This is a genomic window from uncultured Marixanthomonas sp. (genome assembly GCF_963974425.1).
GTDB lineage: Bacteria > Bacteroidota > Bacteroidia > Flavobacteriales > Flavobacteriaceae > Marixanthomonas.
In genome coordinates this window covers 80,032-95,795 of record NZ_CAXBCK010000004.1, presented here as the reverse complement: position 1 = coordinate 95,795, position 15,764 = coordinate 80,032, and the positions used below count along the sequence as shown (strand labels likewise).

The following is a 15,764-nucleotide window of genomic DNA, read 5'->3' as shown; positions in this document are numbered from 1 at the left end:
ATCGTAACAGTAATACTTTGGAAGCAAATACTATTGAATTTTTGGATTTGGTTTGTAACGTTACGCCAAAAGAGCAGCATCATTTGATTGACGACTGGTTTAAAAAAGTAATAACGTATGACTTAAGCATTGAGGAAAGTTCTTATGAAGCATTAGAAAATGGTACTTATGAGATTACAGCGACTATAAAAGCGAAGCGTTTTGAAACGATAGATAATGGAGAAATAATTGAAATAGGAATAAAAGAACCTATTAAAATTGGAGCTTTTACAACACATCCATCATTAGTTAAAGAGGATAGCTCCGTATTGTATTATGAGTCAAATCAAATTAACGAAGAAATCACAAAAGTTAAGTTAATAGTAAACAAAACTCCTAATTATATTGCGATTGATCCTTATGGAACAAGAACTGATGAGAATTTAGTTGATAATATATTTAGGTTTTAACAGATGGAGTTTAAAAAAAGAGAATCTCGATGTTAAACTTGGCCTCATAAAACTTTGGTCAAAACAACTCTTCGATAAACTCAGAGCGAGTAAAGGAAACGTACATTTTATCGAATACGCGATTTTTTACAATAGCAAAAAGGGTAGCTTTTATTTTGGCGTTAACAAGTGTTGGATAATAGTGTATTAAAAGAAGGTATTGTATAATGGCTATTTTAGGGTACAAATGTCAATATATATTGTTCGTAAAATGACTGTTACATAAAAGCTGACGATATAGCCCTAACGGTCGATATCTGCTTTTATGTAAAATAGCGCGAAAAGCGCTATTCGCCATGTTACTCGAATGTTATCATTTGTACTATAATTTATATTATGTAAAATAGAATATTTCAAAGACTGTTATAATGGTGCTTCTTATACGCTGTGTCCTTACTACTAAATATTAAGTGCTGTGTATCTCTAACTCTTTCTTAGAGAATTAGAATCAGAAAGTTTAAAAGAGAATTTCTATTTACCACCATTCAAAAAACATCCCAGAAATTGCTACTCCTACTAATAATAAAATAAGCACGATCACAATAAAGCTAGCGCCAAACTTTGTTTTGGCATTGTCTTTTAAAATATAATCTTCGTGATCCTGGTTGGTTTGGTTGTCCTGTGTGTTCTTATTCATGTGTGTGTAGTTATTTTTTTAAATTGGTTGTTTTGGTATATATGTTTTGCGGTGTTAGTATCTTATTTTTTCACCGGCACCATAAAAACCGGTATCTGCGTTTTTTCTAAGACTTTCATGGCTTCTGTGCCCATAAGCAGTTTTTCCAATACACTATGACTGTGTGTCCCCATCACAATGAGATCGGCTTGCCATTCATTAGCATATTTTAAAATACTACTCGCGGTTTCTCCTTTTATAAGTTTGGTAGTTACCTTATTATCTAAATGTAAAGCAGCTTGTTCTAAAAAGTCTTTCGCCATATTCTCTATTTGAGTATTCACACGTTCATCCATCGCGAAATTATAATTATAACTAGTATGCCCTAAAAAAGAAGGATATTCTACACCGTAATATCGTGTTTCAGCAATTACGTGTATTAAACACACTTCAGCACCTACTTGCTGGGCTAATTTATAGCCTGTTTCAGCTACTTTTTCAGAAGTTGGGTGATAATCCACGGCTATTAATATCTTTTTCATCCTCTTGGCACCTTATACTGTTTTTAACATCATAAAGTTATGAAACGTCTTGATGCTATTGCCATAAAGGAATCTTAAATTTATGTTTAATTAACAATACCACCATCTATTCTCCGTATGGGTTTGTTTACTTTTGTGCGATGCAAAAAAAACAGCCTACCTCCCAATTTGAATTTGTAGCTTTAATGGCATCGCTAATGTCGGTCGTAGCCCTATCAATCGATGCGCTATTGCCCGCATTAGACATTATAGGTTTCGATATGGGTGTTACCGATATTGTGGATAATCAGCTGTTGGTTACCATGATTTTTCTGGGCTTGGGTATTGGACCCTTACTTTTTGGCCCTTTATCGGATAGTTTGGGTAGAAAACCCGTTGTGTATATGGGCTTTGTTCTATTTATAATAGCCAGTTTTATTTGCGTTACTGCCAGTAGTCTTGAAGTTATGGTTTTAGGGCGTATTTTACAAGGTATTGGCTTATCTGCACCCAGAACCATAAGCATTGCGATTATCCGCGATATGTTTCGGGGCGATTATATGGCGCGTATTATGTCGTTTGTTACGGTGGTTTTCATCTTAATCCCAGTTATAGCGCCTACTATGGGTAAATTTATTCTTGATTATTACAGTTGGGAAAGTATTTTTTATGTCCAAATTGGTATTAGTCTCTTGGTTTCCTTTTGGTTTTGGAAACGACAGCCAGAAACCTTATCCCCTGAAAATAAAAAGCGTTTTACTCCTCAAGTATTTGTTAGCGGATTTAAAGAATTGATACGCCACAGGCGAACCATCGGGTTTACCATTATTTCTGGCTTTGTAACAGGCTCATTTATGGTGTATTTAAGCAGTTCGCAACAGATATTCGAAATTCAGTATGATTTAAAAGAAGTGTTTCCTTTCATATTTGCAGGACTAGCACTCTCCATTGGAACGGCCATTTTCTTAAACGGAACCTTAGTAGTTCGATACGGAATGGAAAAGCTGATTACCACTTCCCTCCTATCATTTTTTATTGTTTCGTTTGTATATATTATTCTATTCCATAATTCTGAAAACCCACCTATTGAAATACTAATAATCTTTTTTGCCTTGCAATTTTTTTCCATTGGTTTTCTTTTCGGAAACTTACGAGCCATGGCGATGGATCCTGTGGGACATATAGCGGGTATTGCTTCAGCTATTACTGGGTTTATCGCTATACTAATAGCAGTTCCCGTTAGTGTTTTTATCGGCCGATTTATACAGGATACTGCTTTACCCCTCTTTATAGGGTTTTCTATTTGTTCTGGCCTCTCTATCTTATTACTCTTCTATTTAAAGTTTCAGAAAAAAAAGCACTAGTTTTCATGAAAAAAAACATAATACAATAGTGTTTTTATACAGTTGACTAATTGCATTCTAAACGATTTTAAAATAAAATTCGAAGCCTTGATTCAAGCAGGGTTTGACAATACTTAAAATTTTTAAGAGTGTTTTTTATAAATGGCAATTTTGGCCTATCGAAAATTTATCGTAAAATTTGAAATGAGTGTACCGTGAAATTTTAGGCTGTCTGAGCAAGCAAAATATTTAAAACAAGTAAGATCTTTTATGCGAGTTCCTAAAATTTAGGTGCCGAATGATAAATTTAGATAAAGTTTCGTAAGCCTAGATTTTTTTGGTTCGTTTTTTCATCAATGGAAAAAATGAATAGGTTAAATATTTAGAAAAGGATTGACGGTGGATTTATTTTTCGTCTTCCGGAAGTGCTTCAACCTCACCTTCATACCGCATTAAATCGCGTTGGCTACTGTTTACAGTAATTCTGCTGTTTTTATTGTCATAAAGCGTAACAGTTACTTGATAGTTCTCTCCTTTTTCTGAAATAGTAAACGATATAATACTGGATTTTTTCCTTTGATTGTAGATTAATTGTACATCTTTCGGGGTTCCTTCAAACTCGATGGCACCACCTTTTAAAACATTTCCTATTTGCCGTTGTCCATAAAAAGGTAAGTAAGCAGAAACATGCTCTTTATTAACCGTTAAATAGTTAGTGTTTCCTATTAAACTTATTTGATTTCCTCGTAACGGATTGGCATAATTTGATTCAATGGTAAATTGTTTGTCCTTTGCCCATTGTTGTACTTGGCTCATTTCACCTTTTTCTGTGGCGGTTTGGGTGCTTCCACAACTTATTAGAAGCATGGAAAGTATACATAACACGGTTTTCATAATTTAGTTTCTTACAAGTTATTCTATGTTCAATCTATCACAAAAATCATTCCTGCTACTAACAACTTATGTAGCCCGCTTAAAAAACATCATTAATTACCTTTAATATTCGTAACAAAGGCTCGGTATTTTAATAACGCCACAAACACAGCGCCACCAATGGCATTCCCTAACAAGGCTACCGCTTGAAAAGCTGCATAATCACCTATAGATAAGGAAGAAGGTACTAATAGGCCTGCAAATACTTCTACGTTACCTACAATGCTGTGATGTAATCCTGCAAATGAAAGGACAGCCGTAATCATATAAATAATAAAAATACGGCTTATAGTGTCTTTTGAAGAGGTAACTACCCAAGATAGTAGCCCCATTAACCAGCCCGCTAAAATAGCACTTACCAATATCACCCACATATTATAGTCGGTTACATGGGTAGCAATTTTTGAAATCGTTTCTACATCGAATATATGTAGCTTAGGCCCTATCCATACCAATACCGCAGCCATCGCCCAACCACCTAGTAGATTTCCTGAAATGACCATTCCCCATAACGTAAGTAAATTTTTTAGGGATTGCTTCTTGTTAAGTACAGGTAGTGTTAATAATGATGTTTGTTCCGTAAATAATATAGATTGTCCTACAATGACCATGATAAATCCAAACGGGTAGACGAAGGACAGCATTTTAAAGGCTGTATCTTCTGCTACTTTACCGTGTAAAAAGAAAAATAGAGACGCTAATAATAGATAACTGAACCCTATTTCGAGTCCGGCAGTAAAAGAGCTTACCAAAATGCTTAAAGGACTCTTTTTATAGACCTCCTGTCCTTCGCAAATTTGTTGTTTTAGTATCTCTCCGTGAGACTTTGCTGTGTTTTCATCGGAAGTTTGTGAGTTTTCTAACTCGTTATCTATTTGCTCCTGTTCTTGTTCTTCTTTTGTCATTAACGTATTTATAAAAAACCTCCAGTATGATATTTAAGATACTGAAGGATAGTATATTGTCGTTCTTAATTTAAACCTATAATTAAATCATAGATTCTAAGTTAGTCCTTGAGGTAGATTTACCATAAATTTTCTGATCAGGATCCATAATACCTGTATCTTTTAACTCACCTATATAAACCGAATCAAAACCAATGTCCTCAATTAATTTTTGAGTTACCTGTTTACTCTCTTGATCTTGAGCAGCAAAAGGTACTGCTAATTTATCTACTTCTCTAAAAGCACGGTCTTTTAAATGATCTGCATAAATGGTATTAAACGCTTTGGCCATCTTGGCGGTATTGAACTTCACAGCGGTATATTCTGAAGCATTTCGGTTGCTTTCTTTCACCTCTTTTGCCATTTCGCCATCCCGCTCAGGGTATGGATTTGTAGCATCTATAATTATTTTATCGCCATATTCACCTGCATATAATTCGCTTAATTCGTCAATTGCTTTATAAGGAACGGCTAACAGATATACATCTGCATCAGCTTCCCAAGCTTCATCTAAGCTAACTGCTTTCGCATTATCTCCAGCATCACGTACTAGGTCATTTAGTTGATCTGGGTGTCTCGAGGTAAACAATACTTCGTGACCAGCTTTGGCCCAATGTTTCCCTAAGTTTCCTCCTATGTTTCCACTTCCTATAACTCCTATTTTCATAATTTTTTCTTTTTGTTAGTAATTAATTTATTCTTCTTCAGAATCCAATAAGTTATCTACCGACTTTCGAACTTCTTTTGTTGTTTTTTTATCGGTGTCGTCGGCTTTGAGATTTCCGTTGTTGTCTACGTTCAATTCATCATCCGAAGCTCCAAAATTGGAAGATCTTCGGTACTTGTCTTGAAAGTCTGCGTGTTTTTTCTCTTTTTTATCGCTCATAATTCCCTTACATTTAAATTAATAGTTTTATTTCTGAAAATTTCCGTTGAAAGCAAATTCATCTTGTGATTTTCTACTTCGTTCTTTTTTCAGCTCTTCTTTTTTTAAATCTTCATCCAATATTGCTGGATCCCCTCCATAATACCCAAAAGCCGCTGCGGTGGCTACGTGATAATTATCTGGGAAATTGAATTCTTTTTGGGCTTTGTTAAAATCTATTCCCGCCATTTGGTGTACAGCAATCCCCATCGATTGTGCTTGCGTGTACACATTACTCATAAATAGACCTAGATCATGTAAAGCGTGAAAGTTTTCTTTATCCTGAGTGGGCATATCCTTTCGAAATGCACACGCCCATAATACCTGTGCATTGCCGGCCCAACCTTGATTAAATTCATGTAAACAGCTAAAAATACGGTCGTAGGTTTGGGTGCCTTTAATGCCCCAAATGATATTCCACGGCTGCATATTGCTGCTACTAGGTGCCCATCTACCTGCTTCCAGTAAGGTTTTTACCTCTTTTTCAGAAATAGCTTTTTCTGAAAAACTTCTAGGGCTCCATCGTTCCTTAATTAATGGATGAATATCAAATTGGGTTGGAGTTTCTTTTTCAGTCGTATTTGGTTGGCTCATTGTTTTTCTTTTAAAGATATAGAGATTGTAAGGCAAAAGGAAAGGCTTTAAAAAAGATTTAACGCTCGCTAAACCAATTTTAAAGCCTTCTTATGATTTTTTAAAAAAGGCTACGCGTTTAATCGATCTTTAAAATCGTTAATGATTCCCCCTTTCAAGAGAATTCGAATTTGTCGCTCGCTCAAGGTGTGTTTTGTAGGGATTTTAATATCACCCGATTCCTTTTTAATAATAACCGTGATAGGTTTTCTGTTTTTTACATCATCCCGAAGGTTATTAAACTGAATCATATCTCCTTGCTCAATTTTTTCATAATCTTCATTGTTTTCAAACTCTAACGGTAAGATTCCAAAGTTCACAAGGTTTTGCCAAGCAATACGAGCGTAACTTTTAGCTAATACGGCTACTTGTCCTAAGTATTTGGGCGCTAGAGCGGCGTGCTCTCGGCTACTCCCCTGCGCATAATTTCCGCCGGCAACAACTATATGGCCGCCATATTGATCTTTACTTTTCATGGCGCGGTCATAAAACGTTGGATCAATTACGGTGTAACTGTATTTACTAATTTCAGGTAAATTACTTCTAAATGGAAGTACTTCGGCTCCTGCTTTTAATATTTCATCGGTAGATACGTTATCTCCCATTTTCAATTGCACTGGAACTTCATATTTATTTTGAAGCTCGTCAATATGAGGTATTGAAGTAATATTAGGACCTTTTTTTAGTTCAATTTTCGAGGTATCTTCTGGTGGAGCTACCAACATATCGGTATTTATTATATGTAGCTCTCTTGGGGTCCACTTAGGATATTTCATATCGTAAAGCTTTTCTAAATCTCGTGGGTCGGTTATTTTTCCGGTTAAAGCTGAAGCAGCAGCCGTTTCTGGACTACATAAGTGTACTTGATCATCTTTGGTTCCACTTCTATCCGGGAAATTTCGTGGCATGGTTCGTAAACTTATCGTACCGCTTGCGGGTGCTTGTCCCATTCCAATACATCCCATACACCCACTTTGATGGAAACGTGCACCAGCAGTAATTAAATTTCCGAATGTTTTATTGTCAATCATATTCTGGATAATCTGGCGACTCGTTGGATTAATGTCAAAAGAGACATCATCATCTGTGGCTTTTCCTTTTACAATGGCACCTGCAATCCAAAAGTCACGCAACCCAGGGTTTGCTGAAGAACCAATAACCACCTGACTTATTTTTTTGCCAGCCACTTCACTCACGGGAACTACGTTGCCAGGGCTAGTAGGTAAAGCAATTAAAGGAACTAGCTCGTCTAACACAATTTCTTCGTGCAAATCATATTCACAATCTTCATCGGCTATGATTTCTCGCCAATCATCTTCTCTTTCTTGGCTTTTTAAAAATCGTTTGGTTTCAATATCACTAGGAAAAACCGTAGTTGTTGCTCCCAATTCTGCCCCCATATTAGCAATCACGTGACGGTCCATGGCACTTAAATGTTTAAGCCCATCACCATAATATTCAATTATTTTTCCTACTCCTCCTTTTACATCGTGACGGCGTAGCATTTCAAGAATCACATCTTTAGCGCTCACCCAATCTGGTAGCTTACCCGTTACTTTTACACCCATTACCTTAGGCATTTTCACGAAATAAGGTTGTCCGGCAATAGCTGCAGCAACATCCAATCCGCCAGTACCAATGGCCAACATACCTAGCGAACCTGCAGCACACGAGTGGCTGTCACTACCTACTAGGGTTTTCCCAGGTTTTCCAAACCGTTCCATATGTACAGGATGACTCACTCCATTTCCGGGCCGGCTGAACCATAAGCCAAACCTTTGTGCAGCACTATGTAGAAATACGTGGTCATCGGCATTCTTAAAATCTGTTTGTAATAAGTTGTGATCCACATATTGTACAGCCACCTCAGTTTTAGCTCTATCTAGCTGCATGGCTTCTAACTCTAATTGTACCAAAGTACCTGTTGCGTCTTGTAGAAGGGCTTGGTCTATTTTTAGACCAATTTCCTTTCCAGGAGTCATCTCCCCTTCAATTAAGTGTTCTTTTATTAGTTTTTGTGTTACGTTTAATCCCATTGTTCAAAGTTTTCCATTAAGTTATTAATAATCTATCTTTCTGAAATCGGTTTAACAATAAATTATATTTTCTAATGAATTAATTCGGCTTTCTTTAATACAAGAAGCGACAAATTCTAACGATATTTGATGGACTTTAAATTATAAAGTATTTGAAAACAACTAACAAGCCAACACTTATATGACCGTTTGGATTATTTTTATTGCCGTCATTATTATCTTTTTAGCGCTGGATCTAGGAGTATTTAATCGAAAAGCACACATTATAAAAACCAAAGAAGCTTCTATCTGGACATCCGTCTGGGTGAGTTTGGCTTTGGCTTTTTCGGGTGTTATTTATTGGCTTTTTAGTAATGGAATGGTGGAAAACCCTACCGGCCTTACTCCAAATACAGCCGTTATAAAATACATTACGGGATATTTAATCGAGTTGTCATTAAGTATTGATAATGTATTTGTGATTGCTGTAATCTTTTCTTCGTTTAAAATTCCTGAAAAATACCAACATCGAGTTTTGTTTTGGGGGATTTTAGGTGCCATTGTTTTTAGAGCCTTGATGATCTTTTTTGGAGTGGCTTTAATAAATAAAGTAGACTGGATTGTTTATGTATTTGGAGGCTTTTTACTATACACTGCTTTTAAGATGCTAACGTCTAGTGAAGAAGATTTTAACCCAAAGCAATCGCCCATGTATCGATTTCTTCGGAAATTCTTCCCGATAACCCATACCATAGAAGGGGATCGGTTTTTTATTAGGCGTATGGGTATAAAAGCCGCTACTCCACTCTTTCTTGCATTAATGATAATTGAGTTAACCGATGTTCTTTTTGCCTTAGATAGTATACCGGCTATATTAGCGATTACTGCAGATCCTTTTATTGTTTTCAGTTCTAATATTTTAGCAATTCTCGGATTACGATCTATGTATTTTTTAATTTCAAGAATGCTTCAAAAGTTTCGGTATATTAATTATAGTTTAGTTGTTATACTCGCTTTTGTAGGTGTAAAAATGATGCTGTCGCACCACGTTGAAATACCAGAATGGGTATCGCTGGGTATTATTGTATTGGCCTTGGCAGCAGGAATTATCGCATCGATTTATATACCTTCAGAAAAAGCACCTATTCAAGAGAAATAATTCACAAAGTATTATTAAATTTTTGGGCTCTCTACCGTTGAATTGTATATTTAAACAACTTAAAACAGAAGAGCTATGAACATTAATTTTGAATATGACAACGTATCTGCAAGTGAACGATTAGAAGCCCTTGCAACAGAGAAAATAAATAAGTTAGTAAACAAGTATGATTTCATTGTACGAGCAGATGTTTTTTTTGAAGCAGAAAATACTTCAGATGCTGAAACAGGAAGAAAAACAAAAATTCAGTTAAGCGCTCCTGGACCAAGATTATTTGCTGAAGAAAGCAAGGAAAAATTTGAAATTTCGTTAGCCGAAGTTATTAATCAATTAGATAGACAACTTCAAAAGCGAAAAGGAAAAATGAAAACACATTAAACATGAAAGAAATGGGAGGAATTGCAAGAGACGATAGACAACTTACCTTAATTTATAGTAGCAATACACGTGTGGGCAAGCACACGCTAAGCTATTTACAAGGGATAGATGAAAAAATCGAGGCAATAGATATTTCAAAAGTTAAAGTGACTGGTACCCAATGGGTAGAACTAGCTAAAGCGATGGGGAAAGAAGTTGGTGATCTCGTCGATAAACGAAAAATGGAAGACAAGGATACTAATACTTCTGAATTTGGTACAGATGATTGGATTAAAATACTTCAAAATAACAATGAAGTACTTACCCAGCCTATTGCTATTAATGGTAAAAGAACCGAACAGATTGAAAATCCGCCAGATGTGATGAACTTCTTTGGAGTGGAGTCTGCTGGTATAGAAAAAACCATGCATACCGAAAAACCTAATATAGCGCCTAAAACCGAAGACGAGAATTTTAAATAAGTCTTTAAAAACCGTATAATAAACAAAAACCGCGGAATTTTACAATTCCGCGGTTTTTGTTTTAAATATGATTATTCAATTATTTATCTACTTCTCCCAGTGGTTGAATCCGTTCCTTTAATTTGACATACAATTGAAATTGAGGCTTTGTTAGAATATTTCTCATTTCAGCAGATTCTTCTTCTCCTAAACTTAGTATTCTATTTAATTTTTCTCTTCCTTCATGACTTTCGCGTATATCATCATACCGGGGTAAAAATTCTTCAATTTTCTTTTTAAAAAGTAATTCCTGTTTAGATGTTAATGCTAATTCAGCGTTATAGGTTTCGGTTAACGCATCTGCTCTAATTTCATAATTATCGCTATCTTTTTGTAAAAATGGATCTTGTGAAAAGGCAGTAAAGCCAATTAATAATGTGAGAATTGTTATAAATTTTTTCATAGATAGTTCTTTTTGCATTAAATTATAGAAAAAGAAAGATAAAAGAAATAATTTAAATCTTTTTAACAGCAACATTAACAGCGATTAACAATATTTAATTGTTTAAAGTTTAATTTTTTTAGCATAGAAAATGAAAAACTATGGTGCTTTAAATTGCGAAGGGCTCACGCCTACATTTTTTTTTAAAAATCTTGAAAAGCTGCTAATCGAATCAAAACCTAATTGGAATGCTAATTCTTTAGTGGTAATCTCTGCTCGTACTAATTGGCGTTTTGCTTCTGTTATTTGTCGTTGCTGAATTATTTGCTTTGCAGTTAAACCTAGCTTTGCTTTTAAAATTTGGTTTAAACGTTTTACGCTAATCCCTATTTCAGTAGCGTAATATTCTGAATGTGTTTCTTTTAAAAAATTTGTTTCCATTAACTCTAAAAAACGAAACACTCTTTTTTGGTTAAGGTCTTGCTTTAAAAAACCTTCATTTTTAAATCGAATTAAAAGAAGTAGTAACAGTTTCAATATTGTTTTAAGCATTATATAAGAGGCTTCTTCGTTATAAAACTCTTCTTTTAATATAGTGATTCCTTGTTGTACCTGCTTCAATTGGGTTGGAGTAGTAAGCGTAAGTTGTGGTTGGCTGTTAAACAACGACATTACATCTAAAGCATATTCAATATCATCTTCGTCTATAAGGTCACGCTCAAAATTGATCAGTATACCATCATTATCATTGAAAGCATTGCTACGAAAAACTTCATTAAGGGGTTTAAAATGAACTATAATCTTGTTTAAGGAATGAAATTCAAAGTATATCCCCATTGAATTTCTAGAAAGCATCGTCGTTTTACTATTAAACGCTGTAACAATTTGAATTTTATTTTTCCAACTCTCTTTATTCATACATTTGAAGTGTGTTTTCAAAAGTATGAATAAATTAATCATTATTAATTAGGTTTACTTTTCTGAAACAAATAATAAACAACACCGCTTATTACTAGCCCTAAAGCAGCTGAAACCCCATACACTGCTCTATAGTCACTTGAGATATATTCTATAAAAGTTGATAAAAATTGTCCTCCAAATACTCCCATAGAAAAGAACCCTAAGTTTTTACCCTGATTTTTTAAGCTGCTTACTTCAATCGTCATATGGTTTAATAAAGGAATAGTAAAACCAAAGCCTATACCAATAAATATAGCCGTCAGTATTAATAAAGACAAACTAACTGTGGTTGCTAAAACTAAGTAGCCTAACATAAAGAATAAAAAGCCCATCGCTACTGTTTTTCCATCTCCAATATAGTTAACCACTTTAGGCATTTGACTTGCGGTTATTATTGCAATTACTGAAATAAAAGCCATTAAATAACCTGTTTCTGATTCACTTAAATTATATGTTTTAGGTAGGTATAAGGGCAATGTAACAAAACAAACAAAAAATAACATCATTGCTAGTAAAGCCGCCCCAAAAACTACTCTAACCCTAAACTTATTTTCATCTTTTGATTTGGATATAGTTTCTGCTGCGATATTTTTAGCTCCTGATTTTGGCAGTGACTTTAAAACAAAGACTAAACATACTAATGCCACCAAGTATATATAAAAAGGAAATTGCCAATTTATTTCACCTAGTATCCCGCCTAATGCTAGAAATATAACACCGCCTAACTCAATGGCCATTCCTTGCCATGCAATCATTTTCATTCGAGTTTCACCCGTGAAGAGTTCGGCAATAAAAGCAGTTACAGATACTTGTATAGCAACGGTTGCAGCGCCAAGCAGAAATCGATCTATCATCAACACGATATCGTTTGAGATAAATGCCCCGGCAATACCAAATACTGCATAAGGGATTAGCCCAAAACTAAGTAATTTAAATGTTCCTAATTTATTTAGTAAACGCCCTATAAATGGTGCAAATACAACAACTCCTAATGAAGGTAATGTAATTAACCAACTGGGAGAATATCCAAAGTTTAAGTGATTTACAATTCCTGAAAGTGAAGGAGCAATTACACTTCCTACCATAATTGTTAAACTACTTACTAGCAATAGTGTAAAAACCCCGAGATTTGATACTTTTTTCATACTGCAAAGTACCTACATATCTATTTAAAGTTCTTTCCCAATTTTCTAATTAAGTATACAAAAAGAGAAACTTCGATAAGCGCATCCTTATAAAATCGATATTTTTGAATAATGAATAAACAGCAACATTCCCATTATTTATTATACAAACCGTATGGCTATTTAAGTCAGTTTGTTAATAACGGACCTAAAAAAAACAGCAAAAGATTATTAGGTGAATTATATGATTTTGCTGAAGGAACCATGGCGATTGGTCGTTTAGATGAGGACTCTGAAGGATTATTACTATTAACCACAGATGGGAAAGTAAGTTATGATATTTGTAGCGGAGCCATTGAAAAAGAATACTACGCCCAAGTAGATGGTAAAATTACTCTAGCAGCCATTGAACAACTACAACAAGGCGTTGAAATAGGGAATAGTGGAAAAAAATATAAAACGAAACCTTGCCATGCTTTTCATTTAGCAGAAGATCCTAATCTACCAGAACGAGCTAAAAAGATTCGTGATAGTCGTCACGGTCCTACTTCTTGGGTTTCTATAACCCTTACAGAAGGAAAATTTCGACAAGTTAAGAAAATGACGGCAGCAGTTGGATTTCCAACACTGCGATTAGCGAGGGTTCGAATAGGAAATTTGAGAATACAAGATATGCAAGCCGGCGAGGTAATTCCTTCGGAAACTTTATTGGTATAAAAAAAGCCAAACGAATTTTCATTTGGCCTTTATCAATTAAGTCGATATTACTTATTTATTCAGAAACAATAGGTAGCTTAATCATAGAGGGATATTCCTTTGAATGGTGGATTTTGTTATGCGCTACTACGCCTTCTTTTTCATCATAATTATTTCCACCGGTATTTAGGTTTCTTGCAAAACGTGGGAAGTTACTGCTTGATACTTCAATACGAATTCGATGTCCTTTTTTAAAAAAGTTACTGGTGCTCATTGGTGTTAAATCTACTTTATACACGTTTCCTTCTTCCATAAATACTTCTTTGTCATAGCCTTCGCGATACCGTACACGTTGTATGGTTTCATCTAAGTTATACGCGCGGCCATCAGGATACACATCGATTAGTTTGATGGTTAAATCGGTATCTTTTACATCACTTGAAAGGTATAAGGTAGATTCAATAAATCCAGAAATTTCCATGCCCTCTTTTAAAGGTTCACTTGTGTATACTAAAATATCTTCACGCGTTTCCATCGCTTGTTGATCAAAAGCGCCGCCTTCTACTGCATTACCGGTACAACATACATTACCGCCATGCGATTTAACAGGATCCATAGGATCGTACGTAAATGAATCTGGGCTATCCTTTTTACCAGGTTTTTTATATTGAAGTTTACCATCTCCATTTAAGGTATTGGCACTTCCTCCACTATTTAAATACATGGGGGTCATTTTAGCATTTTTAGGAGGCCAAACTTCTGAAGCTTGCCACTCATTGCTACCCATAGTATAATACTGAACACGTGGTGTTTCTTCTTTAAAATCATTTTCCTCACCTTTTAACCACATATCGAACCAACCGTAAATTTGTTCTTCATAGTTTAGGGTAGCGTCACCAACAGGTCGTTCTCCCACAATGGTGTTTTCGGTTGCTCGTGTGTACGCACAATGTAATGTTGGGGAGATAATTAAATATTGATTATCACGAATTTCTTTGCTTTTACCATTATTTCGTACGTGATTAAACAATGCTAAGTTTGGACTTATGGAAACATCGTACCAAGATGTAAACCAAAAACTAGGCACTCCAATTTCCATATCGTCATGATATAAACCGCCTTCATACCAAGCCGGATCATTGGGCTTTCGACGTACCATTTTATCGAATATTTCTTTTTTACCGTGCATATTTTGCAGCATATCTTGAATTGGTAAATGTGCCAATGCCTTAGACATATCAATTTTCGGATTTTCTGGTGCTAAATCGTAAAAGCGTGAAATACGAATTAAATCTTCTTGCGTAGCGCCTTCTGGTATTCTAGGCTTAAACTTATCTTGTTCTACACCGTACAACCAAGCAAAGAATAGTAGTTGCTCTGCTCCTCCTCTATACCAATTTCCTTGTTCGTGATATTCACCCACGGTACCTACTCCTGCACCATATCCCATAGGAATCATAGCAGCATGAGAAGGATGATCTAAAGCTGCAACAGCCATCTGCCATTCTGCAGTAGAAGAACAACCTAAGGTTCCTATTTTTCCGTTAGACCAATCTTGTTCTTTCATCCAAGAAAAAGCATCATAACCATCAGTTAAAGGAACACCGAGAATATCCCATTCTCCTTCTGAGAAAAATCTACCGCGTTCGTTTTGTACCACATAGGCATATCCATGTTGAATTGCTTGTAGAGCTGCCTTAGCAGTACGTTCGCTTTTTTCTCCATCTCGCCACGTATTAAAGTTATAGGGTGTTCTTGAGAATATAATAGGCACTTTTTCTTCCGTTTTTGGTCGGTAAATATCAGTGGCCAATCGAACGCCATCCCGCATAGGCATCATGATTTTTTGATCAATTATTGCAAGTTCTTCTAATTGCTTAAATACATCTTCTTCTGTTTCATCTTGTGCTTTTATAGAGGTATAGCTAATCGTTGCTATAAAAAGAAACAAAAAGAGTTTTAATGGTTGTTTTTTCATAGAATGGGTAATTTGTTTAAATAAGTATCTAAAATTATAGGAAAATTAGTCTTAGTAGTTAAGAAAATTCAACTTTAACATGATTTCCGAAGATATGTTATCGCTATAGTATTGTATGGAAAGGAAGAAATCTTTAAAATCTTGTTATAGTTTGTTTAGAAGGCGTTAA

At 35.2% G+C, this 15,764-nt stretch carries 17 protein-coding genes and 1 pseudogene; 6 read left to right on the top strand and 12 right to left on the bottom strand.

What is annotated here, in order from left to right; all coding sequences use genetic code 11:
- Nucleotides 1–449: pseudogene (locus AACZ92_RS02035) on the top strand (hypothetical protein); the annotation flags it as partial.
- Between the two features lie 514 nt (nucleotides 450–963).
- Here the strand turns inward: AACZ92_RS02035 and AACZ92_RS02030 are convergent.
- On the bottom strand, nucleotides 964–1,125 hold the full coding sequence (locus AACZ92_RS02030) for a hypothetical protein (protein WP_339696473.1): 162 nt from the start codon (nucleotides 1,123–1,125) through the stop codon (nucleotides 964–966).
- Between the two features lie 62 nt (nucleotides 1,126–1,187).
- Entirely contained in the window at nucleotides 1,188–1,646 is a 459-nt protein-coding gene (locus AACZ92_RS02025; RefSeq protein WP_339696470.1) for a universal stress protein, read from the bottom strand.
- 140 nt (nucleotides 1,647–1,786) lie between these two features.
- Between AACZ92_RS02025 and AACZ92_RS02020 the strand changes: the two genes are divergently transcribed.
- Nucleotides 1,787–2,989 (top strand): multidrug effflux MFS transporter, encoded by a 1,203-nt coding sequence (locus AACZ92_RS02020; protein WP_339696467.1) that lies wholly within the window; start codon nucleotides 1,787–1,789, stop codon nucleotides 2,987–2,989.
- Between the two features lie 384 nt (nucleotides 2,990–3,373).
- On the opposite strand, the gene AACZ92_RS02015 is transcribed toward AACZ92_RS02020, so the two are convergent.
- The 6 genes from AACZ92_RS02015 to AACZ92_RS01990 all read right to left on the bottom strand — a co-directional run bounded on the left by AACZ92_RS02015 (nucleotide 3,374) and on the right by AACZ92_RS01990 (nucleotide 8,439).
- Nucleotides 3,374–3,862: a DUF4251 domain-containing protein gene (locus tag AACZ92_RS02015; protein WP_339696465.1), complete on the bottom strand. Its 489-nt coding sequence runs from the start codon at nucleotides 3,860–3,862 to the stop codon at nucleotides 3,374–3,376.
- Between the two features lie 92 nt (nucleotides 3,863–3,954).
- Nucleotides 3,955–4,806, bottom strand: a complete 852-nt coding sequence (locus AACZ92_RS02010) for a formate/nitrite transporter family protein (RefSeq protein ID WP_339696462.1) — start codon at nucleotides 4,804–4,806, stop codon at nucleotides 3,955–3,957.
- 82 nt (nucleotides 4,807–4,888) lie between these two features.
- The gene (locus AACZ92_RS02005) at nucleotides 4,889–5,512 is read right to left on the bottom strand and encodes an NAD(P)-binding domain-containing protein (protein ID WP_339696459.1); all 624 of its coding nucleotides are present in this window, start codon (nucleotides 5,510–5,512) and stop codon (nucleotides 4,889–4,891) included.
- 27 nt (nucleotides 5,513–5,539) lie between these two features.
- Nucleotides 5,540–5,731: a hypothetical protein gene (locus tag AACZ92_RS02000; protein ID WP_339696456.1), complete on the bottom strand. Its 192-nt coding sequence runs from the start codon at nucleotides 5,729–5,731 to the stop codon at nucleotides 5,540–5,542.
- 27 nt (nucleotides 5,732–5,758) lie between these two features.
- A complete protein-coding gene (locus AACZ92_RS01995; protein WP_339696453.1) occupies nucleotides 5,759–6,364 on the bottom strand; it encodes a nitroreductase family protein in 606 nt (201 codons plus the stop codon).
- A 110-nt stretch (nucleotides 6,365–6,474) separates the two neighbouring features.
- Nucleotides 6,475–8,439: an aconitate hydratase gene (locus AACZ92_RS01990; protein WP_339696450.1), complete on the bottom strand. Its 1,965-nt coding sequence runs from the start codon at nucleotides 8,437–8,439 to the stop codon at nucleotides 6,475–6,477.
- A 181-nt stretch (nucleotides 8,440–8,620) separates the two neighbouring features.
- Between AACZ92_RS01990 and AACZ92_RS01985 the strand changes: the two genes are divergently transcribed.
- The 3 genes from AACZ92_RS01985 (at nucleotide 8,621) to AACZ92_RS01975 (ending at nucleotide 10,416) form a co-directional block, all read left to right on the top strand.
- Nucleotides 8,621–9,577: a TerC family protein gene (locus AACZ92_RS01985; protein WP_339696447.1), complete on the top strand. Its 957-nt coding sequence runs from the start codon at nucleotides 8,621–8,623 to the stop codon at nucleotides 9,575–9,577.
- Between the two features lie 75 nt (nucleotides 9,578–9,652).
- On the top strand, nucleotides 9,653–9,955 hold the full coding sequence (gene raiA, locus AACZ92_RS01980; RefSeq protein ID WP_339696444.1) for a ribosome-associated translation inhibitor RaiA: 303 nt from the start codon (nucleotides 9,653–9,655) through the stop codon (nucleotides 9,953–9,955).
- Nucleotides 9,956–9,957: 2 nt separating this feature from the next.
- Nucleotides 9,958–10,416: a hypothetical protein gene (locus tag AACZ92_RS01975; RefSeq protein ID WP_339696441.1), complete on the top strand. Its 459-nt coding sequence runs from the start codon at nucleotides 9,958–9,960 to the stop codon at nucleotides 10,414–10,416.
- Nucleotides 10,417–10,495: 79 nt separating this feature from the next.
- On the opposite strand, the gene AACZ92_RS01970 is transcribed toward AACZ92_RS01975, so the two are convergent.
- The 3 genes from AACZ92_RS01970 to AACZ92_RS01960 all read right to left on the bottom strand — a co-directional run bounded on the left by AACZ92_RS01970 (nucleotide 10,496) and on the right by AACZ92_RS01960 (nucleotide 12,942).
- On the bottom strand, nucleotides 10,496–10,858 hold the full coding sequence (locus tag AACZ92_RS01970; protein WP_339696438.1) for a hypothetical protein: 363 nt from the start codon (nucleotides 10,856–10,858) through the stop codon (nucleotides 10,496–10,498).
- A 138-nt stretch (nucleotides 10,859–10,996) separates the two neighbouring features.
- Nucleotides 10,997–11,755, bottom strand: coding sequence for a helix-turn-helix domain-containing protein (locus AACZ92_RS01965; RefSeq protein ID WP_339696435.1), 759 nt, complete (start codon nucleotides 11,753–11,755; stop codon nucleotides 10,997–10,999).
- Nucleotides 11,756–11,799: 44 nt separating this feature from the next.
- Nucleotides 11,800–12,942 (bottom strand): MFS transporter, encoded by a 1,143-nt coding sequence (locus AACZ92_RS01960; RefSeq protein WP_339696433.1) that lies wholly within the window; start codon nucleotides 12,940–12,942, stop codon nucleotides 11,800–11,802.
- Nucleotides 12,943–13,053: 111 nt separating this feature from the next.
- On the opposite strand from AACZ92_RS01960, the gene AACZ92_RS01955 reads away from it, so the two are divergent.
- Nucleotides 13,054–13,638: a pseudouridine synthase gene (locus AACZ92_RS01955; RefSeq protein ID WP_339696431.1), complete on the top strand. Its 585-nt coding sequence runs from the start codon at nucleotides 13,054–13,056 to the stop codon at nucleotides 13,636–13,638.
- A 55-nt stretch (nucleotides 13,639–13,693) separates the two neighbouring features.
- Here the strand turns inward: AACZ92_RS01955 and AACZ92_RS01950 are convergent, their stop codons facing one another.
- On the bottom strand, nucleotides 13,694–15,595 hold the full coding sequence (locus tag AACZ92_RS01950; protein WP_339696429.1) for a CocE/NonD family hydrolase: 1,902 nt from the start codon (nucleotides 15,593–15,595) through the stop codon (nucleotides 13,694–13,696).
- Between the last annotated feature and the right edge of the window lie 169 nt (nucleotides 15,596–15,764).